Genomic DNA, 25,094 nt, shown 5'->3' on the forward strand with positions numbered 1-25,094 from the left:
GGGTCATAGGGTTTCCTCGCCGTCTTCTTCTTGCAGGGCGTGCAATTGCAGCGTGTTCTGGCTCAGGGTGCCGCGCAGGGCTTGTTCCTGTTGCAGCAGGCGCTGGGCTTGGGCGCGCTGGGCAGGCGGCAGTTGGGTGTCGAGCTGTTGCGCAAGCTCATTGGCTTGCGGGGTGTCCTGGGCTTTGGCCAGTTGGCTGAAAACGTAGGCGTTGACCGGGTCGGGCTGGGTGCCCTTGCCCTGGGAAAACAGCTGGGCAATGGCGAAGTCGGCGCTGTTCTGGCCGTTGCGGGCGGCCGTCAGCAGGTGGTCCAGGGCCTTTTGCGGATAGACCTGGCCCAGGTAGCCACGACGGTAGATCTGGCCCAGGTAGTAATCGGCGGCCACTTCCTTGCCCACGGCTTTCTGGAAGTGTTCCTCGGCGACCTTGGCGTCGGCCGGGACCCACTTGCCTTCGTAGTACAGCTTGCCCAGTAGCAGCTCGGCGCGTGGCTGGTCGGCGGCACGGCCGTTGTCCAGGTATTGCATCATCTTGTCGACGTCGCCCAGTTCCGGGAAGTCGTAGAGCAATTGCGCCAGGCTGACCCAGGACGCCGGGTAGCCCGGGGCGACCTGTTCCAGCAGGGCCTGCGCGGTTTTTTCGTCGGGCTTGCCCAGCGTCGCATCGCCCAGTACCCGGGCCACGCTGTCGACGCGCTGGGCGCTGACGGTGCCGCGGCTGTAGCCGGCTTGCAGTTGCTTGAGCAGCTCGGCCTGTTGCTCGGGCTGGCCGCGTTTCTGGTACACGGTGGCCAACTCGACGTAGCAGATATCGGTGCTGTTGAGCGCGGCCTTGCAGATGCGCTCGACTTCATCCAGGTGCTGGTCATAGGTGCCCTGGGTGCGATACAGCAGCACCTGGGCCAGGCCGGCTTCAGGGTAGCCGGCGGCCTGCCATTGGCTGATCTGTTGCTGGGCGTTGATGTTGGGGAAGCTGTGGGGGTATTGCAGGTACAGCATCGCCAGGGGAATCAGGGTATTGCCTTCGCCATTGGCAAAGGCTTTTTTCAGCAGGCCTTCGGCCTCGTGCTGCTCGGCTTCGGTCGAACCCGGCTTGGCCACCAGCAGCCGGCCAAGGCGGGCCTGGGCCCGTGGCGAGGTGTCGGCGGCGGCGCGGTAAGTGGCTTCGGCCTGCTTGATCTGCGCCGGGTCGCGGCTTTCGACCTGGATATCGGCCAGGCCAACCTGGGCCTCGCTGTAGCCCAGGTCCGCCAGCTGGCGGTAGTTCTGTTCGGCCAGGGCGGTGTCGCCACGCTTCAGGGCTTCGTTGGCCAGGCGCTGGTCGGGCAGGCCGGCGCAACCGGCCAGGGCCAGGGCCAGGGCCAGGGCGGCAACCAGGGGCAGCACCGATACCTGCAGCCGCCGCAGGCTGCGACGATCGAAAGCAAGGCGCTGGTCAGGGCAGGCCGCGCGTTGTGTCAGGAGTCCGCTGTGTGGCCGGTCGCAGCCTGGGGCCGCGGCGACTGAGGTATGGGTAGGCACTGTCATGGTTACAGACCCGCAGCCATGGCTTTATCGATCAGCCAGTTCATGGAAGGACCGCGATCGCTGCTGACTTCCACCGGACGCCCGGCGAAGGTGCTGCTCAGCGGGGCATCGGGTTTGATCTGGACCCGGATATCGGACGACAGGTCGGCGCTGTTGAGGCTGGTGCTGCTGACGATCTTGCCGGTGCGGGTGCTGTCTTCGCCGGCGATCTGGAAGCTCACCGGGGTGCCCGGGCGGACGTCGGCGAACTGGCGATAGGAGAAGCGTGCCTCGACATTGGCCTGGCTGTTGCGCGGCACCAATTGGAAAATCACGTCGCCTTTGCTGGCGTACTGGCCGTCGGCGACCATCTGCTGGGCCACGGTGCAGTCGCAGGGCGACGTCAGGGTGCCGGTCATCTGCTTGCCGAACAACTCTTCGACCTTGGCCGGTTGCAGCTGATCTTCGTCCAGGTGGCCCTTGAGCACGTCGAGCATGCTGGTGCTGAAGGTGGCCAGGGGTGCGCCTTTGGCAGCGACGCCGTCGGCCTGCACCAGGCTTTGCACGGTACCGTCGCGAGGCATGGTCACGTTCATCCCCGGAACGTTGACCAGGCCAGCCTGGGCGTGGCTGACGAAGTACATGCCGTACACCGACTTGAGGATGAAGCCGAAGGCGGCCAGGCCGACGATGAAGATCCCGGCGCTGAAGGTCACGGCACGCAGGCGGCCGAAGGCGGTCATGCCGTGGCCGCCGTCCTTGACCTTGCGCGCCTTGGTGAAGTTGTCGCGTTGCAGGGTGGCGAGCACGTCGCCCATGGTCACGATATCGCCGGACAGGTGGGAGGTGATCAGGTGACGCAGGGTCGAAATGTCCTGCTGCTCCAGGTTCTGGAACTGGCAGCCGACGCGGCCGGTCTGGCGGTCGTGGGAGCGGATCTGCAACTCGACGTCCATGGCCAGTCCGAGGTTGTCGATGACGAATTGCAGACGGCCTTTATGCACCTCGCCGACGGTGAGCACCTGCTGCCCGGCGTTGAAGCTCAGGCCGCCCGCGGACAGGTCGTGGACCCGGACTTCCAGGGGCGTACGGTCGGTCCCGAAAAAGCGCAGCTTGGCCGGGATCTTGACCCGGGCATGTTGGCGTTGGGCTTCGGATTCATGCACTACGTTGACGTTCACGGCGGTGTTCATAAGGGCTATTTCCTAGTTAATTCAGGCAAGGCAGGTCAGACCATCAGCAGCAACACGGCGACGAACACGCTGCCGGCAGAGAAGGTCATGGTCCGAGACGACCAGGTGTTGAACCAACGTTGAAAGCTGGCGAGATCACGGGTCAGTTTGGTGTCCTGGCGGGTCCAGGACTGTTGGTCGAGGCGGAAGAACACGTAGATCTTCACCAGCGCACCGACGATCTGGTTGTAATAGAGAATCAACGGGTAAGCGGGGCCGATCCGGTGCCCGGAGCAGGACAGCAGCAGGGTCAGAATCAGGCGGGTGATGCCGATCCACAGCAGGTACGCGAGGATGAAGGCAAAGCCGTATTTGAAGCTGGCGATGATCGCCACGGTCAGGCCGAGCAGGGAGGTCCACATCGACACGCGCTGGTCGAACAGCACCACGCTGGTGAACAGCCCCAGGCGTTTCATCCCCAGGCCCAGGGCCCGGGAGTTCTGCCGCAGGTTATTGCCGTACCAGCGGAACATCAGTTTGCGGCTGGCCTTGATAAAGCTCTTTTCCGGCGGGTGCTCGACGGTGTTGATCGCGGCATCCGGCACGTAGAAGGTGTCGTAGCCCAGGCGCATCAGGCTGAACCAGCTGGACTTGTCGTCGCCGGTGAGGAACTTGAAGCGGCCCAGGCGCCAGTGTTGCAGCGAGTCGCTTTCGACGTCGGCGATGAAGTCCGGGTCGGTGACCACCGTGGCGCGGAATACCGACATGCGCCCGGTCATGGTCAGCACGCGCTTGGACAGGGCCATGGAGCACATGTTGATGTGACGCTGGGCGAAGCGCAGCTTGTGCCACTCGCTCATGATGTAGCCGCCACGTACTTCGCAGAACTCGTTGGTGGTCAGGCCGCCGACATTGCCGAACAGCTGGAACCAGGGCACGGTCTTGCGTACCACGCCTTCGGCCAGCACGGTGTCGCCATCGATCACGGCCACCACGGCGCGGTCGTCCGGCAGGTGGCGGGAGATGGCGCGGAAGCCGAACGCCAGGCCGTCACGCTTGCCGGTGCCGGCGATGCGTACGAAGTCGAGCTTGACGCGCTCCGGCGGGTTCATCTTGGCCCACAGGCTTTTCACCAGCAGCTCGTCGGACATTTCCACGAGGGAGCAGACCACGGTGGTGGGGAAGCCGCATTCGATGGCTTCACGGATCACCGAGCTGTAGACCTGGGCGGTGGTCAGGGCATCGATGCGAAAGCTGGTGACCATCAAAAACACATGGGATGGATCGGCGGCCTTGCCCAGCTTGCGCACTTTGCGCCGCAGGTGCGGGTAGACCACGTACAGGAACAGCATGCCGCGCAGAAAGTGCGTGGCCCCCATCGAATAGCGCCAGATGCCTACGGCGCCAATCAGGAAGATGAAATCCTTCGACTCGGCGTCAAAGGTCGAGGCGGGCAACGCCAGGGCGAGACCCATCAACAAACTGAGGTAGAACAGCCAACCGGCGGCTTGTAACAGGCTGTGCTTGAGCCATTGCATAATCAGCATCCTAAAATCAGTTGCAAGCTCCAAGCCGCAAGCTCCAAGCGCGGAGCCCTTGCTTACGGCTTGTAGCTTGAAGCTTGCCGCTGCTTTACCAGCAAATGCCTTCGGTACGGCCACTGACGCTGGTGGCCTTGGACATGAAGCCGACCAGGTCGATCACCTGTTTGCCGTGGGGGGCGGTTTCGGCCAGGGCGCGGAACTTCTCGTCGCGGTTACCGAGGATGATCACGTCGGAGTTGTCGATCACCGAGTCGAAGTCCGAGTTGAGCAGGGACGAGACGTGGGGGATCTTCGATTCGATGTAGTCCTTGTTCGCCCCGTGAACCCGGGCGTACTCGACGTTGCTGTCGTAGATGCTCAGGTCGTAGCCCTTGCCGATCAGCATTTCCGCCAGCTCCACCAGCGGGCTTTCTCGCAGATCGTCGGTGCCGGACTTGAAGCTCAGGCCCAGCAGCGCGACTTTGCGCTTGTCGTGGCTTTCGACGATGTCGAAGGCGTTCTGCACTTGGGATTCGTTGCTGCGCATCAGCGAGTTGAGCAGCGGCGCTTCCACGTCCAGAGAGCCGGCGCGGTAGGTCAGGGCACGCACGTCCTTGGGCAGGCACGAGCCGCCGAAGGCAAAGCCCGGGCGCATGTAGTACTGGGACAGGTTGAGGGTCTTGTCCTGGCAGACCACGTCCATCACTTCACGGCCGTCGACGCCGACCGCCTTGGCGATGTTGCCAATCTCGTTGGCGAAGGTGACCTTGGTCGCGTGCCAGACGTTGCAGGTGTACTTGATCATCTCGGCCACCGCGATGTCCTTGCGGATGATCGGCGCGTCGAGCTCTTCGTACAGCGATTGCAGGACGTCGCCGGAAGCGGTGTCGAACTCGCCGATGACAGTCATCGGTGGCAGGTCGTAATCCTTGATCGCGGTGCTTTCACGCAGGAACTCGGGGTTGACCGCAACGCCGAAGTCGACGCCGGCTTTCTTGCCCGAGCAGTCTTCGAGGATCGGGATCACCACATTGGCGACGGTGCCCGGCAATACGGTGCTGCGAACCACGATGGTGTGGCGGGTGGTCTTGTCACGCAGGACAAAACCGATCTCGCGGCACACGGCTTCGATGTAGTTCAGCTCCAGGTCGCCGTTCTTCTTGCTCGGCGTGCCGACGCAGATCATCGACAGGTCGGTATCGCGAATCGCCTCGGCGAAGTTGGTGGTGCCACGCAGGCGACCGGTCTCGATGCCCTTGGCCAGAAGTTCGCCCAGGCCCGGTTCAACGATCGGCGATTTGCCGGCGTTGATCATGTCGATCTTGTCTTTGGCAACATCGACGCCAATCACGTCATGGCCCCGTGCAGACAGGCAACCGGCACACACTGCACCGACGTAACCCAAACCAAATATGCTGATGCGCATCGCATTTACCTCTGTGTTATTCATGCCATTAAATGGCTGGAGTTAATGTTTGCCAGCTGTAGTTACGCACTCGGAAGTGCAGCGAACAGGCGCTGTAATGCCGTGGCGGGCAGACTAATTTCCGAGTGACTAAATAAATGCACTCAAGTTGTGCGCAACTTGGCCTTGTTGTAAGGGCTTGCCCTTGAATGTAGCCGGCCGTCCGTGGGAGGGCCTTTCCGAGCTTCGCTGCAGACCCTGTGGCAATGGCTGGAAGCCATGACGGGCGTGCGTTGGCGGCGCTTTCGGAAGCGCTGAATAGGGGCTATGCCTTGGCCTTGTAGGGGATAGTAATGATGCGTTATCTCCTGTCCTTAAAGGGTTAGTTCAAGTTTTAGACTGAGCGGTCAAACTTTGAAGCTAACTTGCCTAGTGTTAGTTGCCTGCGTGTAAGTCATCTCTTACAGCGACGATGAGAATCGTTACCGGTGGTATGAGCGGTGGTTAAGGACATAGTTCCGACCCACTCATCCTGTTTTCTGAAATTTCTTGAAATACGGACAAAGATGGCACTGCTCTCATATTGATGGCACGTGCGGTTTGAACCTTTAGTTATGGGGAGTTGCAAGGCGGGGATACTTTTGTGCCACTACCGTTAAAAAAAACAAGTGCCACTACTGAAAAAAGTCACATCTGTCGAGTGAAAGAAAAGTTATAAATTCAGAACAAAGGCTATTCGCGTCAACTAAATGACGCGAAAAGATCGGGGGAGTATGGGAAGGATGTAAAGTTGGCGCGCTGATTGTAGGACAACAGCGCGTCGAGACGTGCTTTATTCCGGGGCGTGGTCGCGCAGGAACACCAGATTTTCCGGTTTTGACTGTTCGGCGCTGTAGCGATAACCCTGCACATCGAATTGCTTGAGGGCGGCCGGGTCGTTGATGCGCTCTTCGATCACAAAACGGCTCATCATGCCGCGGGCTTTCTTGGCATAGAAGCTGATGATTTTGTACTGGCCGTTCTTCAGGTCCTTGAACTCGGTGTTGATGATGCGTGCATTCAGTGCACTGCGTTTCACCGCCGAAAAGTACTCGTTGGACGCCAGGTTGAGCAGCAGGTCATCCCCTTGCTCGGCCAGGGCTTCATTCAGCCATTCGCTGATGCGTGTGCCCCAGAAGGCGTACAGGTCCTTGCCACGGGCATTGGCCAGTTTGGTGCCCATCTCCAGCCGGTAAGGCTGCATCAGGTCCAGGGGGCGCAGCAGACCGTATAGGCCGGAAAGCATGCGCAGATGCTGCTGGGCGTAGTCGAACTGCGCTTCGCTGAGGGTCTGGGCATCCAGGCCGGTATACACGTCACCCTTGAAGGCCAGCAGCGCCTGTTTGGCGTTGGCTGGGGTGAAGGCCGGGTTCCAGCTGCCGAAACGCGCGGCATTGAGGCCGCCGATCTTGTCGGAGACATGCATCAGTTCGCTGATCTGGGCCGGGCTCAGTTCGCGCAATTGCTCGATCAGCTCCTGGGAATGGTCCAGGTATTGGGGCTGGGTAAAGCGCTGGGTAACCGGTGGGGTCTCGAAATCGAGGGTCTTGGCGGGTGAAATCACCATCAGCATGAAGTCGTCTCCTGTAAGCGTCGGGGGATTCTAGGGGCTTGGGCGCCCGGACTCCACCTATGAAGGCGATAGGTGACGCAAGGTGGGGGTGCTGGGCGTTGTGGCGGTTGGCGCGGGAGCAAGTGCCCTCGCCACAGGGGAGGATCGGCTATAGTGCGGCGCGGGTTTTGTTCTGGAGGCGTTTGTTTTGCGTATCGCATTTGTTTTTTCGGCCTGGCTCATGAGCTTTGGCGCCCTGGCGGCGGCCAATGACGTGGCGACCCTGGATCGCAGCACCTGGCCGGAGAAGCTCAACAGCCCGACCCTGTTCGACGTCGCCTCGCGCGCCGAGATCCTGACCTTTGCCCGCACCCTGCTGGTCAGCGAAGCCTGGGACGAGGGCTCGCTCAAGCAGCGCCTGGGTCTGCGCATCATTAATAGGGAGGCGATCGATGCGTTGCGTCAGCGCCTCTGGCAGCGCCTGCTGAGCAATTACAACTATGCCCAGCAGAGCTGCGACCAGGACGCGTCTTTTTGCTTCCTGGTGGAAGACATGGACAGCCTGCGCGAGCAGGCCGGCAAGTTTCACCTGGGGGACGATTCCTTCTATATCCGCTGGGCCGAGCCGAGCCGGGCGTTTCATGAGCAATACCTGGACGAGCTGTTGCGCAAGGCTGCGCTGTTCCCGCAGACCAGCAGCGAGGTCGCCCGCTTTGGCGACTACGAGCGCAATGGCGACGAACTCAACGACCGCCTGTTTCTGCTGACGTTCGACAGCGCCGCCAACCTGGCCCCCGACAACACCCCGTGGTTGACCGACTACCTGCGCAAGTCGAACCTCAACGGCACCTTCTTCGTCCTTGGCAGCGATATTCAGAACCGCCTGAACCAGGCCTCGGTGGCCAGCCTGCAGTCGTTGTACTCGCGGCAGTGTGTTGGCGTGCAGGGCTGGGAGTACCGCTCCCACAGCCACTGGCAGGACTGGCAGTACTCGGTCCAGCGCAGCGCCGAGCTGGTGCGCAACAAGCTGCCGGAAAACTATGTGCCCCTGTTCCGCCCACCCTATGGTCAGCGCCGCGCCGACGCCCAGGCCTTCTTCAATGCCCAGGGGTTGCAGGTGGCGTTGTGGGATATCGACGCCCAGGACGGTCCGGGCAAGCTCAAGGCTGAAGAGAGCGGCCAGCGGGTCCTGACCCTGATGTTGTTATGGCGGCGCGGAGTGATCGCTTTCAACGCCAAACAGGACACGGTCAAGGCCGCTATGCCCTGGTTGCTGACACAAACCGCGCAAAGCGGGATTGGCTGGGAAGACTGCCAGGATGCCTTTCGCTGAAAGCCGGAAAAGCCCGCAAATGCTGGGTTTTTGGCTGGATAGGTGCGTTTTTTGACGAGAAATGGTTGCAGGCGGACTTCCGACTTTAACGGTGGACGGGCAGCGCGCCAAGGGCTATTCGTCACCCTGAAAAATAAACTTCAAAAAAACGTCAAAGTGCTTTTTCCTGTCACAGGTTTTGGAGTATTACCAAAGTCAGACCGCCGAAACCTGCAACACAGGTGGCGTCTTCCAAGACTCCTTTTGTGTTCATGTCGCCCGAGCCCCCACGGACGAACTCGGTGGTCCTTTCGAGGCGCAGCACCGCCATGGTATTGCGTCGACTGGCTCCCACATAAGGTGACCGAGTATGGATGATCACGGACGCAGCCCTTCTTCCAACCAGCCAATCCTTTATGTACTCGATACCAATGTATTGATTCACGATCCAAACGCGCTGTTGAACTTCGAAGAGCACCACGTCGCCATCCCGATGATCGTTCTGGAGGAACTCGACAAGCTCAAGAGCGGCCATCACAGCGTTGCCGCGGAATGTCGGCAGGCGATTCGCCTGATCGACAAGACCCTGGGCGAAGCGACACCGGAAGATGTCGAACTGGGCGTGCCTATCCAGCGTGGCAAGAGCGGCCCCAAAGGCCTGTTGTCGATCCTGATGACCAAGCGCTCGGAGCCCAACAGCCTGCTGCCGGAAAACCTCAACGACAACATCATCATCAACCAGTTGATCGACCTGCACGCGCGCGAAAAGGACCTGCGCGTGGTGCTGGTGACCAAAGACATCAACATGCGCCTCAAGGCGCGCGCCTGCGGAATTGCGGCCGAGGACTACAGCACCGACCAACTGGTCGACGACGTGTCCCTGCTGCCCAACGGTTTCCACAACATGACCGGCTCGTTCTGGGACCGCGTGAGCAAGGTGGAAACCCGTCAGGACCACGGTCGTACCTGGCACCAGGTGCAGCTCATCGACAACCTGCCGGCGGTGCACATCAACGAATTCATCATCGACGAACAAGGGTTTGTCGGCTGGATCAAGGAAATCCGCGCTGACACCTTGCTGATCCTCGACCTGCATCAGGAGCCCCTGCTGCACCAGGAAGCCTGGGGCCTGAAACCGCGTGACATCTACCAGGGCCTGGCGCTGTATGCCTTGCTCGACCCGGACATCCACCTGGTCAACCTGTCGGGGGCCGCCGGTTCGGGTAAAACCATCCTGGCCCTGGCTGCCGCCATTGAGCAGACCATGGTCAGCAAGCGTTATCGGCGGATCATCGCCACCCGCAGCGTGCAGGGTCTGGACCAGGAGATCGGCTTCCTGCCCGGCACCGAAGCGGAAAAAATGGAGCCTTGGCTCGGCGCCATCACCGACAACCTCGAAGCCCTGCACATGGATGACGAAAACACCCATGGCAGCGTCGACTACATCCTGAGCAAGGTGCCGTTGCAGTTCAAATCCCTGAACTACATCCGGGGTCGCAGCTTCCAGCAAAGCCTGATCCTGATTGATGAGTGCCAGAACCTGACCCCGCACCAGATGAAAACCATCATCACCCGTGCCGGCGCCGGTTCCAAAGTGGTGTGCCTGGGCAACCTGGCGCAGATCGACACCCCTTACCTGTCCGCGACCAGCTCCGGGCTGACCTACCTCACCGAACGCTTCAAGGACTTCCCGAACGGCGTGCACATCACCCTGCAAGGGGTGCCACGCTCGATTCTCGCGGAATACGCCGAAACCCACCTGTAACCCATGCAGTTGTGAATGCGGGCGGCCCTTGGGTCGCCCGTTTTGTTTGCATCGCGCACCGGGCAACCGGGTATTCTGGTCGCCGATTCAGACCCGTGCCCTGGCCCCGGCCATGGCGTGCGCCCGCCCAGATGAGGCCAGGATGAGCACCCAGTTACTGCGTAACATCGACTTGAACCTGCTGGTGGTGCTCGACGCCCTGCTCACGGAGAAACACGTGACCCGCACCGGCGAGCGCCTGCACCTGAGCCAGCCGGCCATCAGCCACTCCCTGGGCAAGCTGCGCACCCTGCTGGACGATCCGCTGCTGATCCGCGACGGCCATGAGGTGGTGCTCAGCGTGCTGGCGCAGAACCTGCGGGCGCCGCTCAAGGAGATCCTGCGCCAGGTCGAGACCCTGCTCGGCAAGACCCTGGACTTCGATCCGGCCAGCTCCGAGCGCACCTTTGAGCTGGCGATGTCCGACTACGGGGCGGCGCTCATCCTCCCGGGTTTGCTGGTGCGCCTGCGTCGCGAGGCGCCGAATATCAGCCTCAACGTGACCCAGGGCAGCCGCCACGAGATGTTCGAACAAGTGAGCCGGGGCAAGATCGACTTGGCCCTGGGGGTATTTCCCAGCCTGGGGCCGGATATCGCCATGCAGGTGCTGTTCGAGGAAACATTTTCCTGCCTGGTGGACCGGCAAACGTTGCCCGCCAGCGGCGTGCTGGATCTGCCCGAGTACCTGGCCCGGCCCCATTTGCAGGTGTCGATAGATGCCAGCCTCAACGGTGAAGTCGACAGCCAGTTGCGCGCCCGTGGGTTGCAGCGACGCGTGGTGGTCAGCGTGCCCCACTGGCGGATCGCGCCGCAGATGATCCTGGGCACTGACCTGATCCTGACGGTCGCCACCCGCACCCTGGATCAAGCCGCAAACGACCCGCTGCTGCTGTGCCTGCCGCCCCCTGGCGATTGCGCCATTCCCTTTTGTGCACATCTGGCATCAGCGCTTCAGCGATGATCCGGCCCATGCCTGGTTGCGTCGGCAGGTCAGCGAGGTGGCGGCCGCCCCCAGGGTTTAACCGCGGGTGGTGATGACAAAACCGCCGACTACCACCAGTACCCCGACCAGCTTTTGCAGGCTGATGTCCTTGCGCGGCAAGCCCACCAGGCCGAAATAGTCGATGATCAGCGAGATCACCAACTGGCCGATGATCACCGCCATGATGAAGTTCAGTGCCCCCAGGCGTGGGGCCATCAGTAGGGCGATGGTGATGTAGAGCACGCCGGCGATCCCGCCCATCCAGATCCACCAGGGGGCGCCTGACAAGGTGCTGAGGTTGGGCTTGGGCACTTTGATCACCAGCAGCACGACCATCAGCGCCAGCAGGCTGACCAGCAGCGAAACCCCGGTGGCCCACAGTGGGTGGCCCAGGAGCGCCCCCAGTCGGGCGTTGGTCCCGGCCTGGAGGGGGACGGCGAACCCGGCAAGCAGGCTGAGAAGGATTGGAACGAGCAATGTCATGCAATGAACTCCTGTGTTTTCGACCTTGTACGGTGATTCGCCGACCCCGGCCAATTCGTTGTTCTGATGCCGTGCATTCCCCAGGCTGATGGCCCTTGGGCGGGCCAGACGCTTGCGTGGGAAAGGGCGCTAAGGCGCGTGCGAAAAATTGACCCAGGGGTTTACAATCGCCGCTCCTGATCAGGAGTAAGGCTGTGCTGACTCATCTCGATTCCCAAGGTCGCGCCAATATGGTCGACGTCACCGAAAAAGCCGTGACCTCCCGTGAAGCCGTGGCCGAAGCGCGGGTGCGCATGCTCCCGCAAACCCTGGACATGATCGTCAGCGGCGGCCACCCCAAGGGGGATGTGTTTGCCGTGGCCCGAATCGCCGGGATCCAGGCGGCGAAGAAAACCAGTGATCTGATCCCGCTGTGTCATCCGTTGATGCTCACCAGCGTCAAGGTCGAGCTCACCGCCGAAGGCGACGACACCGTGCACATCGTCGCCCGCTGCAAGCTTGCCGGGCAGACCGGGGTCGAGATGGAAGCCCTGACCGCCGCCAGCATCGCCGCCTTGACGATCTACGACATGTGCAAGGCCGTAGACCGAGGCATGACCATCGAAAGCGTGCGCCTGCTGGAAAAACTCGGCGGCAAGAGCGGCCATTACCAGGCGCCAACGCCATGAAGCTGAACGTGAAGTTTTTCGCCCGTTACCGCGAAGCGCTGGGGATGGATGGCTTGCTGCTGGAGGGTGAGTTCGCCACGGTGGAGGAGGTGCGGCGCTTGCTGGTGGAGCGTCATGGCGCCGAGGTCCTGGCCGAGCAAAACCTGATGTGTGCGCGCAACGAGGAGCTGTGCCAGCTTGACGAGCCCCTCAGCGATGGCGACGAAGTGGCATTCTTTCCAACCGTGACCGGGGGCTGAGATGGCGATTCGCGTGCAGTCCGCCGCCTTTGACCCGGGCGCTGAGGTCAATGCGCTGCATGCCGCCAACGTCGGCGTCGGCGCGGTGGTCAGCTTTGTCGGCTATGTGCGCGACTTCAATGACGGCCTGGAAGTGGCGGGGATGTTTCTCGAGCATTACCCGGGCATGACCGAAAAGGCTCTGGCCAAAATTGTCGCTGAAGCCGAGCAGCGTTGGCCGCTACTCAAGCTGGAGGTGCTGCACCGCATCGGCGAGTTGTTGCCTGGCGAGCCGATCGTGTTCGTCGGCGTCGCCAGTGCCCATCGCCAGGCGGCGTTCGAGGCCTGCGCGTTTGTCATGGACTACCTGAAAACCCGCGCGCCGTTCTGGAAGAAAGAAAACACCCGCGACGGGCCGCGCTGGGTGCAAGGGCGCGACAGCGATCACGCGGCGGCGGATCGCTGGAAGCCCTGATCCTCAGATAAGCGTTAATCCCTTCCCCCGTGGCGCCGGCTTGCCGGCGCCTGCGTCATTCCTCGCTTGCTGAACGTTCCCTGCGCTTGATGGCGCGACGCAACTGCGCGCGCTCCATTGACGATAAATACATAAAAGTCCAGTATGGAATTATAAGTACAAAATAACGGTTCCCCCCTGCGTTGCTCTTTTCTTCTGTCTTGCCAAACCTACAACAACCCCGCGAGAGAACGATCATGAAGAAACTCCCCCTTATCAGTGGCCTGGTGCTGAGCTTGCTGGCGTGCAGCAGCCTGTTCGCCGCCGACAAAACCCTGCGCATCGGTATCGAAGCCGCCTACCCACCGTTCGCTTTCAAGACCTCCGAAGGCAAGATCGAAGGCTTCGACTACGACATCGGCAATGCGCTGTGCGCGCAGATGCAGGTCAAGTGCGAGTGGATCGAGGGTGAGTTCGACGGCCTGATTCCCTCGCTGAAAGTGAAGAAAATCGACTTCGCGCTGTCGTCCATGACCATCACCGAGGAGCGCAAGAAGTCGGTGGATTTCACCCACAAGTACTACTTCACCTCTTCGCGCCTGGTGATGAAGCAGGGCGCAGTGGTGGATGACCAGTACGCCAGCCTCAAGGGCAAGACCGTTGGCGTGCAGCGGGCCACCACCACCGACCGCTACGCCACCGAGGTGTTCGAGCCCAAGGGCATCAAGGTCATGCGCTACAGCAACAATGAAGAGATCTACATGGACCTGGCGTCCGGTCGCCTGGACGCGGTGTTTGCCGACACCATCCCCTTGAGCGATTTCCTGGCGATGCCGCGCGGCGCGGGTTATGCCTTTGTCGGCCCCGAGCTCAAGGACCCGAAATACGTCGGCGAAGGCGCCGGGATCGCGGTGCGCAAGGGCAACACTGAGCTGGTTGGCGAGCTGAACAAGGCCATCGACGGTATCCGCGCCAACGGCGAATACCAGAAGATCCAGGCCAAGTACTTCAAGTCGGACATCTACGGCGATTGATCGGCGACGTCACCCGGGCTCCTTGAACGGAGCCTGGGTGACACAGGTTCAGCTCTTCAATTCCTTCAGGTGCTTGTACACCGTGGCGCGGCCCATGCTCAGCACGTTGGCCACGTAGTTGGAGGCGCTTTTGCCCTTGAAGGCGCCCTCGGCGTGCAACGCCAGCACCAGCTCCCGCTTGTGCTCGCGGGTCAGCAGGTTCAGCCCCAGCTGGCGTTCGCGCAGCCAGTTGTGGAGGAAGGTGTTGATCCGTTCCTGCCAGTCATCGCGAAACAGCGAGTCGGGCTGCGGGATCAGTTTGTTCGGCGAGAGAAACAGGTCCAGCGCCGCCTTGGCGTTTTCAAACAGGGAAATATTCAGGTTGATGCACAGCACGGCCAACGGATGGCCCTGGCTGTCGCGCAGCACGCTGCTCAGGCTGCGAATCTTCTGACCATCCCAATTGAGTTTTTCGTACGGCCCAATATTACGTTCGCTGACCTCCTCGCTGAGCATGTCCTCCAGCGCGGCGTCGTCGCCCACTTCACGCTTGGAAATGTTGTTGGCGATGTAGTCGATCTTTTGCGTGCGCAGGTCGTGGACCACCACCTCGGCATGGGGGAAAAACAGCGTGGCGATGGCATCGGCGATCGCCCGGAAGTTGTCCAGGGCAGGGTCCTGCACAGGTGTGGTCATGGGTCGTACTCCAGGCGGTGTCAGCGCCCTGGCATCCAGGGCGCTGGGAGTTTGCCGCAATCCCAGGGGCGCGTCACCTGAGCCGGGCTTCAGCCCAGGCGTGCAGGGGAGAGCATGGCGGCCTCCAGGCCAAAGCGGGTCAGTGGTTCGGGCAGGGGCAGGCCACGTACCAGTGCGGCGCTGGCCTGGCCCATGGCGGGTGAGGTCTGGATGCCGTATCCGCCCTGGCCGGCGACCCAGAACAGCCCCGGAACCTTTGGGTCGAACCCCGAGAGCAGGTCACCGTCACTGACGAAACTGCGCAAGCCGGCCCAGGTGCGGGTCGGGCGGCGGATGCTCAAGGTGGTGGCTTCTTCGATCTGGTAGATGCCCATGGCGATATCGAGTTCTTCGGGCTGCACGTCATGGGGTTCGACCGGGTCGGCGTTGGCCGGCGAGCCGAGGAACATCCCGGCATCGGGCTTCATGTAGAACGACTCATCCAGGCTCACCAGCATCGGCCAATGGTGGATATCCAGGCCTTCGGGTGCGGCGAAGATAAAGGCTGCGCGGCGCTTGGGTTGCAGCCCCAGGCGCCGGGCGCCGGCCATGGCGCCGATCTGGTCGGCCCAGGCGCCGGCGGCGTTGATGATGATGGGCGCGCTGAAGGTCTGGTTGGCGGTCGTCACGTGCCACAGTCCCTGGGCGTCACGCGCCAGGGACAGCACTTCGCAGTCGGTATGCAGCTCACCCTGGTTGCGCCGAATACCGCGCAGGTAGCCCTGGTGCAGGGCGTCGGTGTCGATATCGCTGGCGCTGGGGTCATACAGCGCGCCGTGGACTTTTTCCCGGCGCAGGATCGGCAGACGGGCGCAGGCCTGGTCGGCGCTGAGCAGTTGCATCTCCGGCACCGAGGCCTTGGCGCTCAGGTACTGATTGTTCAACTCTTGCGGGTCGCCGTTGAAGTCCACGGTCATCTCCCCGCGCGGCGTCAGCAGCGGGTGTTCGCAGAAGCCGGCGGGCGGCGCGTCGAAGAACGCGCGGCTGGCCAGGGTCAGGGCCCGCACCTGGGCGGTGCCATAGGCCGCGGTATACAGGGCCGCCGAGCGCCCAGTGGAGTGGTAGGCCGGGTGCGACTCGCGTTCGAGCACCACGACCCGGCCATGGCCTGACAGCCAGTAGCCGGTGGATGCCCCGGCGATGCCGCCGCCAATGATGATGAAGTCTGCCTGAGGCATGGGTGTCTCCGGAAAAGTCTGGGTAGGGCCGGGTACCGCGCTTATCGGGCGGGCGCTGGCGCTGCGTCAGCCTTGAGCTGCAAGCGGTACAGCGCATTGGCCAGGGCGATGTCCTCCAGGCCCAGGCCGATGGAGCGGAAAAACACCGAACCGGTGGCGTTCGGGCGCGGGGCCTGGCCGCTGAGTAATTCGCCCAGGTCGCCGACAATCGCCTCCTTGTGCCAGCCGTGCTGCTGGCTGGCGATCAGCATTTCGCCCGCGGCGTCCGGTGTGGTCTGGCGGTAGTCGCAATACACCTGCATCTGGCCCAGGCTTTGCGGCGGCACCTCGTGGGCCCGTGGCGCATTGGTGCTGATGGAGGTGATCAACGCCGGACGGCTCAGTTGCGCTGGGTCGATGACCGGCACGGCGGACGAGGTGCAGAGCATGATCACATCCGCGTCGGCCAGGGCCTGTTCACGGCTGCTGGCAATTTGTAGCCGCGGGTCCAGAGCCTGGAGCCGAGCCTGTTGTTCTGCGCTGGTGCTGGCGAGACTCGGCGAGTACAGGCGGATGGTCTGCCATGGCCGCAGGCCTTTGGCGTAGTGCAGGTGGGCCAGGGCCACGGGACCGCTGCCGATGATGCACAGCTGGCGGGCGTCGACAGGCGCCAGGGCGTCCACCGCCACGGCCGTGGTGGCGGCGGTGCGGGCGGTGGTCAGTTCGCCGGCATCGCACAGCAACAGCGGCTGGCCGCTGTCCATGGACATCAGCAGGGTCCAGGCGGTGACCAGCGGGCCTTCGGCGCGAACGATATAGGGCGAGGTCTTGACCCCATACACCCGATCATCGGCCAGCACCCCCAGGTAGTTGATGAAGTCGCCCGCCCCCTGGGGGAATTCCACCAGTTGCTGCGCCGGTTGCACCGCACGCCCGGCGGCCAGGTCGATAAACAGTTTGCGCAGGATCTGCGGCACATCGACCTGGGCCAGCAGTTCGCGGGCTTGGGGTTGGGCAATCACATAAGGCGTGCTGGACATGCGGGGGCTCCCACGGCAGTGGATATAAACTAATTTGTCTATTATGGACTTTTAGTTTTGTTCGGCAATCGCCAGGCGAAAAAAAACGCAGCCTGGTGGGGCTGCGTTTTCTTCAGGGCAGAGGCTTCGGGCGCTGCCCGTGCCTCAGGTCGCTTGCGGGCGTTTGCGCTCCACGGGGCGCAGCAGCTCGGTGGGCGGTGTTTCGCAGCTGATCTTGCGCCCCAGCAGGGCTTCGATCGATGGCAGCTGATAGGAGTCGTCCTCACCGGCGAAGCTGATGGACACACCGTTGGCCCCGGCCCGGCCGGTACGCCCGATGCGGTGCACGTAGTCGTCCGGTACTTCCGGCAGGGTGAAGTTGATCACGTGGCTGATGCCGTCGATGTGGATCCCGCGACCTGCCACATCGGTGGCCACCAGCACGCGGATCTTGCCTTCGCGGAAACCTTCCAGGGTCTTGATGCGCTTGTGCTGCGGTACATCGCCCGACAGTTGGGCGGCATTCACGCCATCGCGTACCAGGCGTTCCTCGATGCGCCGGACTTCGTCCTTGCGGTTGGCGAAGACCATGACCCGCTCCCAACCGTTGTCGGTAACCAGGTTGTAGAGCAGTTTGTATTTGTCGGCGCCGGCCACGGCATAAATGTGCTGTTCGACGTTTTCGCTGGCCACGTTCTCGGATTCGATCTCGACGATGGCCGGGTCGGTGGTCCATTGCTTGGCCAGGTTCATCACGTCTTCGGTGAAGGTCGCGGAGAACAGCAGGGTCTGACGTTCATTTTTCGGCGGAGTCTGGCGAATGATCTGCCGCACCTGGGGGATAAAGCCCATGTCGAGCATGCGGTCGGCTTCGTCCAGCACCATCACTTCGACCATGTCCAGGTGCACGTCGCCGCGCTGGTTGAAGTCCAGCAGGCGGCCCGGGGTGGCGACCAGGATGTCGCAGTGGCGGGCTTCGAGGTGCTTGAGCTGCTTGTCGAAGTCCATGCCGCCGACGAAAGTCATCACGTTCAGGCCGGTGTACTTGGTCAGGCTGGCGGCGTCCTTGGCGATCTGGACCACCAGTTCGCGGGTCGGCGCGATGATCAGTGCCCGTGGCTCGCCCATGTAGCGCTCTTTCGGCGGCGGGGTCTGCAACAGCTGGGTGATGATCGAGATCAGGAACGCGGCGGTCTTGCCGGTGCCGGTCTGGGCCCGGCCGATGGCGTCCTGGCCATTGATGGTGAAGCCCATGACCTGCGCCTGGATCGGCGTGCAGTAAGGAAAACCCAGGTCATGAATGGCATGCATCAGCTCGGGGGCGAGCTTGAAGTCGTGGAAGCGGGTCTTGCCTTCCTGGGGCTCGACGACGAAGTCTTCGAGTTTCCAGGTGCTGACGGCCGGCTTTGGCGCGCGCTCACGACGAGGTTGTTCGGCCTTGGGCTTTTCGCTGCGGGCGGGAGTCGATGGGGCTGCAACAGCAGGGGCGGCGGGTGTGGTCACCGGCTCTTTTTGGCTTGCGGTAGCTGGCGCGGTCCGGCCCGATTGACGGCCTTCATGATGGCTGCTGGGGCTGGGGGAGGGGACGCTGGAGCTTGGCGCGAGCTGCTCAGCCTCGCTTTTACCGAAGATTTTCTTGAGTGCTTTGAGCACGGTCATCTCATCAATTGGTTAAGGAATGTACGCCGGGCAGTGTAATGCAAGAATCGGGCGCGGCGTAGTGTGTTGGGTCTCGGACTACAGGAAGTTTCGTTTTTAGCGTAAACGCTCGCTCAACCAGACGCCGATGTCGCGAATTTCTTCGGGTAACACCTCATGGCCCATTGGGTATTCCTGCCATGTCACGGTGACACCATGCTGTTTCAAATACTCATAAGCGGTCCGCCCCATGGCGTTCTGCACCACTTCATCGTATTGCCCATGCAGCGACAGCACCGGAATCCGCTGTTGGCTGGCCGAAAGTTGCAGTTCGTCGCTGAAGGTCGGGGCGTAGGTCGAGAGGGCAAGTACGCCGCCCAGGGGGCCCTGCCACTCCAGGAAGGCCGTGTGCAGCACCACCGCACCACCCTGGGAGAAACCGGCGAGGAAAATCCGCGAGGCGTCTATTCCGCCGGCCCGTTGCTGTTCGATGAGATCGATAAGCTGTTTTGCCGACTGATCGAGCTGGTCGCGGTCGATCGCGCGGGCCGGGTTCATGGCCAGGATGTCGTACCAGCTGGGCATGGCATAACCGCCGTTGATGGTCACGGCGCGGGTCGGTGCCTGGGGCAGCACGAAGCGGGTGGTCAGCAGGGTTTCCTGCAGGACTTCGGCCACCGGGAGGAAGTCATAGCGATCTGCCCCCAAGCCATGGAGCCAGATAACACAGGCGTCGACGGGCTTGCTGGGCTGAAGAATCAAGGGTTCGGTCATGGTTGCTCCATTGTTGTGCGTGCGCGCTGAATAGGTGCGTGGTCAAGGTGCGCAGCAAGTTGATCTGTGAAGAAGATGTCGCAAGGTTGAACGTTTTGCTATTGACCATTGGCTGAAACGCTTAAGCGCTGAATATGGTACGGGCTTTGCTAACAGGGATATCGAAGTGATTGCACTTACCCCCGGCGGTAACACTATCAGGCTGCCGCTGGCTGGGGCATAGCAAAAATCCGGTGATGGACGTTCGCCACTGGCCGCTACGGGCTTCGCGAACATGAAAGGGCTAGAGCCCGTTCGGCCGATTGGTGAGATGTGGGGGCTCCGTTACGGGGATTTATCCTACTAGACTCATAGCGAAGGTCTTACGCCGCTTGACCCTAAAAAAAGCCAGCACAGGGTCAACAGCGCCTCATAAGGGTGCGGCAGGACTCAAGCTCCGACACAACAAGAGCAAAACTGGAGGTTTGAATGAAGATGTTGAAATCCACCCTGGCCGTCGTCACGGCAGCCGCGGTACTGGGTATGAGCGGCTTCGCGCAGGCGGGTGCGACCCTTGATGCAGTGCAGAAAAAAGGCTTTGTGCAATGCGGTGTGAGCGACGGTCTGCCGGGCTTCTCGGTACCGGACGCCACCGGCAAGATCCTGGGCATCGACGCTGACGTGTGCCGGGCTGTTGCGGCCGCCGTGTTTGGCGACGCGACCAAGGTCAAATTCAGCCAGTTGAACGCCAAGGAGCGCTTCACCGCGCTGCAATCGGGCGAAATCGACGTGCTGTCGCGCAACACCACCTGGACCAGCTCCCGCGATTCGGGCATGGGCCTGGTGTTTGCCGGCGTGACTTACTACGACGGCATCGGCTTCTTGGTGAACAATAAGCTGGGCGTCAAAAGCGCCAAGGAACTGGACGGTGCAACCATCTGCATCCAAGCCGGTACCACTACCGAGCTGAACGTTTCCGACTACTTCCGTGGCAACGGCCTGAAATACACCCCGATCACCTTCGACACTTCCGATGAAAGCGCCAAGTCGCTGGAATCCGGTCGTTGCGACGTGCTGACTTCCGACAAATCCCAGCTGTACGCACAACGCAGCAAGCTGGCGACCCCGACCGACTACGTCGTTCTGCCGGAAACCATTTCCAAGGAGCCCCTGGGCCCGGTCGTGCGTAAAGGCGACGAAGAATGGTTCAGCATCGTCAAATGGACCCTGTTCGCCATGCTCAATGCCGAAGAGGCCGGCGTGACTTCGAAAAACGTCGAAGCCGAAGCCAAGTCCACCAAGAACCCCGATGTTGCACGTCTGCTGGGTGCGGACGGTGAATACGGCAAAGACCTGAAACTGCCGAAGGACTGGGTAGTACAGATCGTCAAGCAAGTAGGTAACTACGGTGAAGTGTTCGAGAAAAACCTCGGCAAGAGCACACCACTGGCCATCGACCGCGGCCTGAACGCGCTGTGGAACAACGGCGGCATCCAATACGCACCACCAGTGCGCTGATGGTTCTATCACCCGGTGGGCCAACCACCGGGTGATGTTCTGTTCCATTATTTCTGGGGCACTTCATGCAAAATTCAATCGGCGCACCAAAGCAGAGGCTCAGTCTCAGCGATCCACGAGTGCGTGCGTGGTTATTCCAGATCATCACCATTGTGGCGGTGGTCTCGCTGGGCTGGTTTCTGTTCAACAACACCCAAACCAACCTCCAGCACCGGGGCATTACCTCGGGTTTCGACTTTCTCGAGCGCAGCGCCGGTTTCGGCATCGCGCAGCATTTGATCGACTACACCGAATCGGACAGCTATGCCCGGGTGTTCGTCATCGGCTTGCTCAACACCCTGCTGGTGACCTTTATCGGGGTGATCCTGGCGACCATTCTCGGCTTTATCGTCGGCGTGGCGCGTCTGTCGCAGAACTGGATCATCAGCAAGCTGGCCACGGTGTATGTGGAAGTATTCCGCAACATCCCGCCGTTGCTGCAGATTCTGTTCTGGTACTTCGCGGTGTTCCTGACCATGCCGGGGCCGCGCAACAGCCACAACTTCGGTGACACCTTCTTTGTCAGCAGCCGTGGCCTGAACATGCCGGCCGCTCAGGCGGCGGACGGGTTCTGGCCATTCGTGGTGAGTGTGGTACTGGCCATCGTCGCCATTGTGCTGATGTGCCGCTGGGCCAATAAGCGCTTCGAGGCCACCGGCGTGCCGTTCCACAAGTTCTGGACCGGCCTGGCGTTGATCCTGGTGATCCCTGGGTTGTGCGCGCTGATCTTCGGCGCGCCGCTGCACTGGGAATTGCCAAAGCTGCAAGGCTTCAACTTCGTCGGTGGCTGGGTGCTGATCCCGGAACTGCTGGCCCTGACCTTGGCCCTGACCGTCTACACCGCGGCGTTTATCGCCGAGATCGTGCGTTCCGGGATCAAGTCGGTCAGCCACGGCCAGACCGAGGCGGCACGCTCCCTGGGGCTGCGCAACGGCCCAACGCTGCGCAAGGTGATCATTCCGCAAGCGCTGCGGGTGATCATTCCGCCGCTGACCAGCCAATACCTGAACCTGGCGAAGAACTCCTCGCTGGCAGCCGGTATCGGTTATCCGGAAATGGTCTCGTTGTTTGCCGGCACGGTGCTCAACCAGACCGGGCAGGCGATTGAAGTCATTGCCATCACCATGAGCGTGTACCTGGCGATCAGTATCAGCATTTCCCTGCTGATGAACTGGTACAACAAGCGCATTGCGCTGATCGAGCGGTGAGGAAACGCGCATGACAACTCATACATTCAAACCTGACATGCCCCCTCCGAGCAGCAGCATCGGGGTGGTGGCGTGGATGCGCGCCAACATGTTCTCCAGCTGGCTCAATACCCTGCTGACCCTGTTTGCGTTCTACCTGATTTACCTGGTGGTGCCGCCGATCCTGCATTGGGCGATTCTCGATGCCAACTGGGTCGGCACCACGCGTGCCGACTGCACCAAGGAGGGCGCCTGCTGGGTCTTCATTCAGCAGCGCTTCGGCCAGTTCATGTACGGCTACTACCCGCAGGACCTGCGCTGGCGTGTGGACCTGACTGTGTGGCTGGCGGTGGTGGGCGTGGCGCCGCTGTTCGTCTCGCGCTTCCCGCGCAAGGCGATCTACGGCCTGAGCTTTCTGGTGCTGTACCCGATCGTCGCCTACTTCCTGCTGCATGGCGGCATCTTCGGCATGACCAACGTGGCAACCAGCCAATGGGGCGGCCTGATGCTGACCCTGGTCATCGCCACTGTCGGTATTGCCGGGGCCTTGCCGTTGGGCATCGTGCTGGCGTTGGGGCGGCGCTCGAACATGCCGGCGATTCGTGTGGTCTGCGTGACCTTCATCGAGTTCTGGCGTGGCGTACCGCTGATTACCGTGCTGTTCATGTCGTCGGTGATGCTGCCGCTGTTCCTGCCTGAAGGCATGAACTTCGACAAACTGCTGCGGGCCTTGATCGGCGTGATCCTGTTCCAGTCGGCCTACGTGGCGGAAGTGGTACGGGGCGGTCTGCAAGCGATTCCCAAAGGTCAGTACGAAGCGGCTGCGGCCATGGGCCTCGGGTACTGGCGCAGCATGGGCCTGGTGATTCTGCCGCAAGCCCTGAAGCTGGTAATCCCCGGCATCGTCAACACCTTCATTGCCCTGTTCAAGGACACCAGCCTGGTGATCATCATCGGCCTGTTCGACCTGCTCAACAGCGTGAAACAAGCCGCCGCCGACCCGAAATGGCTGGGCATGGCCACTGAAGGCTATGTGTTCGCGGCCCTGGTGTTCTGGATTTTCTGTTTTGGTATGTCCCGCTACTCCATGCATTTGGAACGTAAGCTGGACACTGGCCACAAGCGTTAGGAGTTTTTTCATGAGTGAAGCGATCAAACAGCCTGTGAGCCCTGAAGGCATTATCCAGATGCAGGGCGTGAACAAGTGGTACGGCCAGTTCCACGTGTTGAAAGACATCAACCTCAACGTCAAACAGGGCGAGCGTATCGTCCTGTGCGGGCCTTCGGGCTCGGGCAAGTCCACCACCATCCGCTGCCTCAACCGTCTGGAAGAACACCAGCAGGGCCGCATCGTGGTTGATGGCGTGGAGCTGACCAATGACCTCAAGCAGATCGAAGCGATCCGCCGTGAAGTGGGCATGGTGTTCCAGCACTTCAACCTGTTCCCGCACCTGACCATCCTGCAGAACTGCACCCTGGCGCCGATGTGGGTGCGCAAGATGCCCAAGCGCAAGGCCGAGGAAATTGCCATGCACTACCTGGAACGCGTACGCATTCCAGAGCAGGCGCACAAATTCCCGGGGCAACTCTCCGGCGGTCAGCAGCAGCGTGTGGCGATTGCCCGCGCCTTGTGCATGAAACCGAAAATCATGCTGTTCGATGAACCGACTTCAGCCCTCGACCCCGAGATGGTGAAAGAGGTGCTGGACACCATGATCGGCCTCGCCGAAGACGGCATGACCATGCTCTGCGTGACCCACGAAATGGGCTTTGCCCGGACCGTGGCCAACCGGGTGATCTTCATGGACAAGGGCGAAATCGTCGAACAGGCCGCGCCGAACGACTTCTTCGACAATCCGCAAAACGATCGCACCAAGTTGTTCCTGAGCCAGATCCTGCATTGATCGAGCCCGGTGTCTGACGATAAACCCGGCCTGGCGCCGGGTTTATTTTTGCCTGGGGTTCAACTGGCTAGGGTGGTTTCGTGCGGCGGATGGCGTGCGAGCAGCAGTTGCTGCAGGTCGCCGGCCTCGCTCAATTCGCGGGCATCGGCCAGCAGGTGAGGGTGGCGATCCAGCAGGCGCATCAGCATCAGCAGTGGCTGGGGCGGCGCGACTTCACCCCGTTCATAGCGGGAGAAGGCATTGTGTCCACCGCCGGAAAGCAGCTGCACGGCCTCCTTTTGCGAGAGGTGCAGTTTGCGGCGCATGCGTTTCATCTCGGCGGCGATCAATTGCCGGCAGTCCTCGATCAGTTGATCGCCGGCGGCGGCGTAGCGATCTGCACTGTCAGTGTCGAATTCGACTTCGGCACAGACCTGGCATTCCCAGCCTGCCAGGTCATGCACCGGGCGGGTCAGGTGCTTGTAGTCGATGATTTCGCTGCGATGGCTGAACGGCTTCATCTCATCGGGGGAGCCGCAACTCATGCATTGCTGTCGGTTCATGTGTTTCTCTCCTTGAAGGAGATCACCGGAGCGGTACCGCCTGGGCGGTACGTCACTTTGATGTAGATCTCCAGGCCCTGGTGTGTTGCGTGGTAGACGTCCTGCCAGAGTTGATGGTCGGCGTAGCTGGTCATGGATTTTTCGAGCATGGCGGGCTCCAGGGTGCAGACGATGCGCTGCATGTGCCCAAGGCTCAGGCCGAGCCTTCGACCGCCCTCCAGGGCGGATCGGGTGAAGGCTCTGGCGCCGAGCCGCAAAACCTCGGCCTTGACCACTGACAGGTGGTAATGCGCTGTGTGCTTTTCCATAAGACACCTTGCATTGCGTGATTGGAAATTACCCTCAAAGGGTTTTTTAAGCAATCGGATTTTTCCCAGATTGCCTGCTCCGTAACCCTAACCTTTTGCCTTCTCAGATGAAGCTGACTAACATGTCAGAAAATTCGTCCGATGATTGGATGAAAGGCTGAGG

General features: G+C 61.4%; 23 protein-coding genes and 1 pseudogene. 11 read left to right on the plus strand and 13 right to left on the minus strand.

The window, feature by feature from the left end; all coding sequences use genetic code 11:
* Positions 1 to 3: 3 nt before the first annotated feature.
* The 5 genes from algK to yaaA all read right to left on the minus strand — a co-directional run bounded on the left by algK (position 4) and on the right by yaaA (position 7,218).
* Complete coding sequence (algK, locus tag JFU57_RS12955) at positions 4 to 1,527, minus strand: alginate biosynthesis TPR repeat lipoprotein AlgK (protein ID WP_446739661.1); 1,524 nt, start codon at positions 1,525 to 1,527, stop codon at positions 4 to 6.
* 2 nt (positions 1,528 to 1,529) lie between these two features.
* Positions 1,530 to 2,699, minus strand: coding sequence for an alginate biosynthesis protein Alg44 (locus JFU57_RS12960; protein WP_078469918.1), 1,170 nt, complete (start codon positions 2,697 to 2,699; stop codon positions 1,530 to 1,532).
* 35 nt (positions 2,700 to 2,734) lie between these two features.
* Positions 2,735 to 4,216 (minus strand): mannuronan synthase, encoded by a 1,482-nt coding sequence (gene alg8 / locus JFU57_RS12965; protein ID WP_446739662.1) that lies wholly within the window; start codon positions 4,214 to 4,216, stop codon positions 2,735 to 2,737.
* 94 nt (positions 4,217 to 4,310) lie between these two features.
* Positions 4,311 to 5,627, minus strand: a complete 1,317-nt coding sequence (locus tag JFU57_RS12970; RefSeq protein WP_201129560.1) for a nucleotide sugar dehydrogenase — start codon at positions 5,625 to 5,627, stop codon at positions 4,311 to 4,313.
* A gap of 811 nt (positions 5,628 to 6,438) precedes the next feature.
* Entirely contained in the window at positions 6,439 to 7,218 is a 780-nt protein-coding gene (gene yaaA, locus JFU57_RS12975; RefSeq protein ID WP_078469921.1) for a peroxide stress protein YaaA, read from the minus strand.
* Between the two features lie 187 nt (positions 7,219 to 7,405).
* On the opposite strand from yaaA, the gene JFU57_RS12980 reads away from it, so the two are divergent.
* From JFU57_RS12980 to JFU57_RS12990, 3 genes and pseudogenes are all read left to right on the plus strand, one after another.
* A complete protein-coding gene (locus tag JFU57_RS12980) occupies positions 7,406 to 8,530 on the plus strand; it encodes a polysaccharide deacetylase family protein (RefSeq protein WP_201129562.1) in 1,125 nt (374 codons plus the stop codon).
* Between the two features lie 349 nt (positions 8,531 to 8,879).
* Complete coding sequence (locus JFU57_RS12985; protein ID WP_078469923.1) at positions 8,880 to 10,274, plus strand: PhoH family protein; 1,395 nt, start codon at positions 8,880 to 8,882, stop codon at positions 10,272 to 10,274.
* A gap of 142 nt (positions 10,275 to 10,416) precedes the next feature.
* Positions 10,417 to 11,335: pseudogene (locus JFU57_RS12990) on the plus strand (LysR family transcriptional regulator).
* On the opposite strand, the gene JFU57_RS12995 reads toward JFU57_RS12990, so the two are convergent.
* Positions 11,332 to 11,778 carry a DMT family transporter gene (locus JFU57_RS12995; protein ID WP_201129564.1) on the minus strand — a complete coding sequence of 149 codons (447 nt, stop codon included), beginning with the start codon at positions 11,776 to 11,778 and terminating at the stop codon, positions 11,332 to 11,334. The pseudogene JFU57_RS12990 and the gene JFU57_RS12995 overlap by 4 nt on opposite strands.
* Before the next feature lie 194 nt (positions 11,779 to 11,972).
* Here JFU57_RS12995 and moaC point away from each other — a divergent pair, with 194 nt between their 5' ends.
* The 4 genes from moaC (at position 11,973) to JFU57_RS13015 (ending at position 14,152) form a co-directional block, all read left to right on the plus strand.
* Positions 11,973 to 12,446, plus strand: coding sequence for a cyclic pyranopterin monophosphate synthase MoaC (gene moaC, locus JFU57_RS13000; RefSeq protein ID WP_201129565.1), 474 nt, complete (start codon positions 11,973 to 11,975; stop codon positions 12,444 to 12,446).
* Complete coding sequence (moaD, locus tag JFU57_RS13005; RefSeq protein WP_078469927.1) at positions 12,443 to 12,685, plus strand: molybdopterin converting factor subunit 1; 243 nt, start codon at positions 12,443 to 12,445, stop codon at positions 12,683 to 12,685. The genes moaC and moaD overlap by 4 nt, the downstream gene beginning before the upstream one ends.
* A 1-nt stretch (position 12,686) precedes the next feature.
* A complete protein-coding gene (gene moaE, locus JFU57_RS13010; RefSeq protein WP_201129566.1) occupies positions 12,687 to 13,139 on the plus strand; it encodes a molybdopterin synthase catalytic subunit MoaE in 453 nt (150 codons plus the stop codon).
* Between the two features lie 236 nt (positions 13,140 to 13,375).
* Complete coding sequence (locus JFU57_RS13015) at positions 13,376 to 14,152, plus strand: ABC transporter substrate-binding protein (RefSeq protein ID WP_020298410.1); 777 nt, start codon at positions 13,376 to 13,378, stop codon at positions 14,150 to 14,152.
* Positions 14,153 to 14,200: 48 nt separating this feature from the next.
* Here JFU57_RS13015 and JFU57_RS13020 read toward each other — a convergent pair whose 3' ends face one another.
* From JFU57_RS13020 to JFU57_RS13040, 5 genes are all read right to left on the minus strand, one after another.
* Positions 14,201 to 14,827 (minus strand): helix-turn-helix transcriptional regulator, encoded by a 627-nt coding sequence (locus tag JFU57_RS13020; protein ID WP_201129567.1) that lies wholly within the window; start codon positions 14,825 to 14,827, stop codon positions 14,201 to 14,203.
* An 89-nt stretch (positions 14,828 to 14,916) separates the two neighbouring features.
* Positions 14,917 to 16,044 carry an NAD(P)/FAD-dependent oxidoreductase gene (locus JFU57_RS13025; protein WP_201129568.1) on the minus strand — a complete coding sequence of 376 codons (1,128 nt, stop codon included), beginning with the start codon at positions 16,042 to 16,044 and terminating at the stop codon, positions 14,917 to 14,919.
* A 41-nt stretch (positions 16,045 to 16,085) separates the two neighbouring features.
* The gene (locus JFU57_RS13030; protein WP_201129569.1) at positions 16,086 to 17,063 is read right to left on the minus strand and encodes an ornithine cyclodeaminase family protein; all 978 of its coding nucleotides are present in this window, start codon (positions 17,061 to 17,063) and stop codon (positions 16,086 to 16,088) included.
* Between the two features lie 144 nt (positions 17,064 to 17,207).
* On the minus strand, positions 17,208 to 18,701 hold the full coding sequence (rhlB, locus tag JFU57_RS13035) for an ATP-dependent RNA helicase RhlB (RefSeq protein ID WP_078469932.1): 1,494 nt from the start codon (positions 18,699 to 18,701) through the stop codon (positions 17,208 to 17,210).
* Between the two features lie 96 nt (positions 18,702 to 18,797).
* Positions 18,798 to 19,454 carry an alpha/beta hydrolase gene (locus tag JFU57_RS13040; protein WP_078469933.1) on the minus strand — a complete coding sequence of 219 codons (657 nt, stop codon included), beginning with the start codon at positions 19,452 to 19,454 and terminating at the stop codon, positions 18,798 to 18,800.
* A 468-nt stretch (positions 19,455 to 19,922) separates the two neighbouring features.
* On the opposite strand from JFU57_RS13040, the gene JFU57_RS13045 reads away from it, so the two are divergent.
* The 4 genes from JFU57_RS13045 (at position 19,923) to JFU57_RS13060 (ending at position 24,081) form a co-directional block, all read left to right on the plus strand.
* Positions 19,923 to 20,951 carry an amino acid ABC transporter substrate-binding protein gene (locus JFU57_RS13045; RefSeq protein ID WP_020298417.1) on the plus strand — a complete coding sequence of 343 codons (1,029 nt, stop codon included), beginning with the start codon at positions 19,923 to 19,925 and terminating at the stop codon, positions 20,949 to 20,951.
* A 65-nt stretch (positions 20,952 to 21,016) separates the two neighbouring features.
* Positions 21,017 to 22,198 (plus strand): amino acid ABC transporter permease, encoded by a 1,182-nt coding sequence (locus JFU57_RS13050; RefSeq protein ID WP_078469934.1) that lies wholly within the window; start codon positions 21,017 to 21,019, stop codon positions 22,196 to 22,198.
* A 10-nt stretch (positions 22,199 to 22,208) separates the two neighbouring features.
* A complete protein-coding gene (locus JFU57_RS13055) occupies positions 22,209 to 23,306 on the plus strand; it encodes an amino acid ABC transporter permease (RefSeq protein WP_078469935.1) in 1,098 nt (365 codons plus the stop codon).
* Between the two features lie 10 nt (positions 23,307 to 23,316).
* Positions 23,317 to 24,081: an amino acid ABC transporter ATP-binding protein gene (locus JFU57_RS13060; RefSeq protein ID WP_003171943.1), complete on the plus strand. Its 765-nt coding sequence runs from the start codon at positions 23,317 to 23,319 to the stop codon at positions 24,079 to 24,081.
* Positions 24,082 to 24,140: 59 nt separating this feature from the next.
* On the opposite strand, the gene JFU57_RS13065 is transcribed toward JFU57_RS13060, so the two are convergent.
* Positions 24,141 to 24,623 (minus strand): type II toxin-antitoxin system MqsA family antitoxin, encoded by a 483-nt coding sequence (locus JFU57_RS13065; protein ID WP_201129570.1) that lies wholly within the window; start codon positions 24,621 to 24,623, stop codon positions 24,141 to 24,143.
* Positions 24,620 to 24,931 carry a type II toxin-antitoxin system MqsR family toxin gene (locus JFU57_RS13070; RefSeq protein WP_201129572.1) on the minus strand — a complete coding sequence of 104 codons (312 nt, stop codon included), beginning with the start codon at positions 24,929 to 24,931 and terminating at the stop codon, positions 24,620 to 24,622. Before JFU57_RS13070 ends, JFU57_RS13065 begins: the two co-directional genes overlap by 4 nt.
* Positions 24,932 to 25,094 lie beyond the last annotated feature (163 nt).

This window comes from Pseudomonas sp. TH07 (assembly GCF_016651285.1).
Lineage (GTDB): Bacteria > Pseudomonadota > Gammaproteobacteria > Pseudomonadales > Pseudomonadaceae > Aquipseudomonas.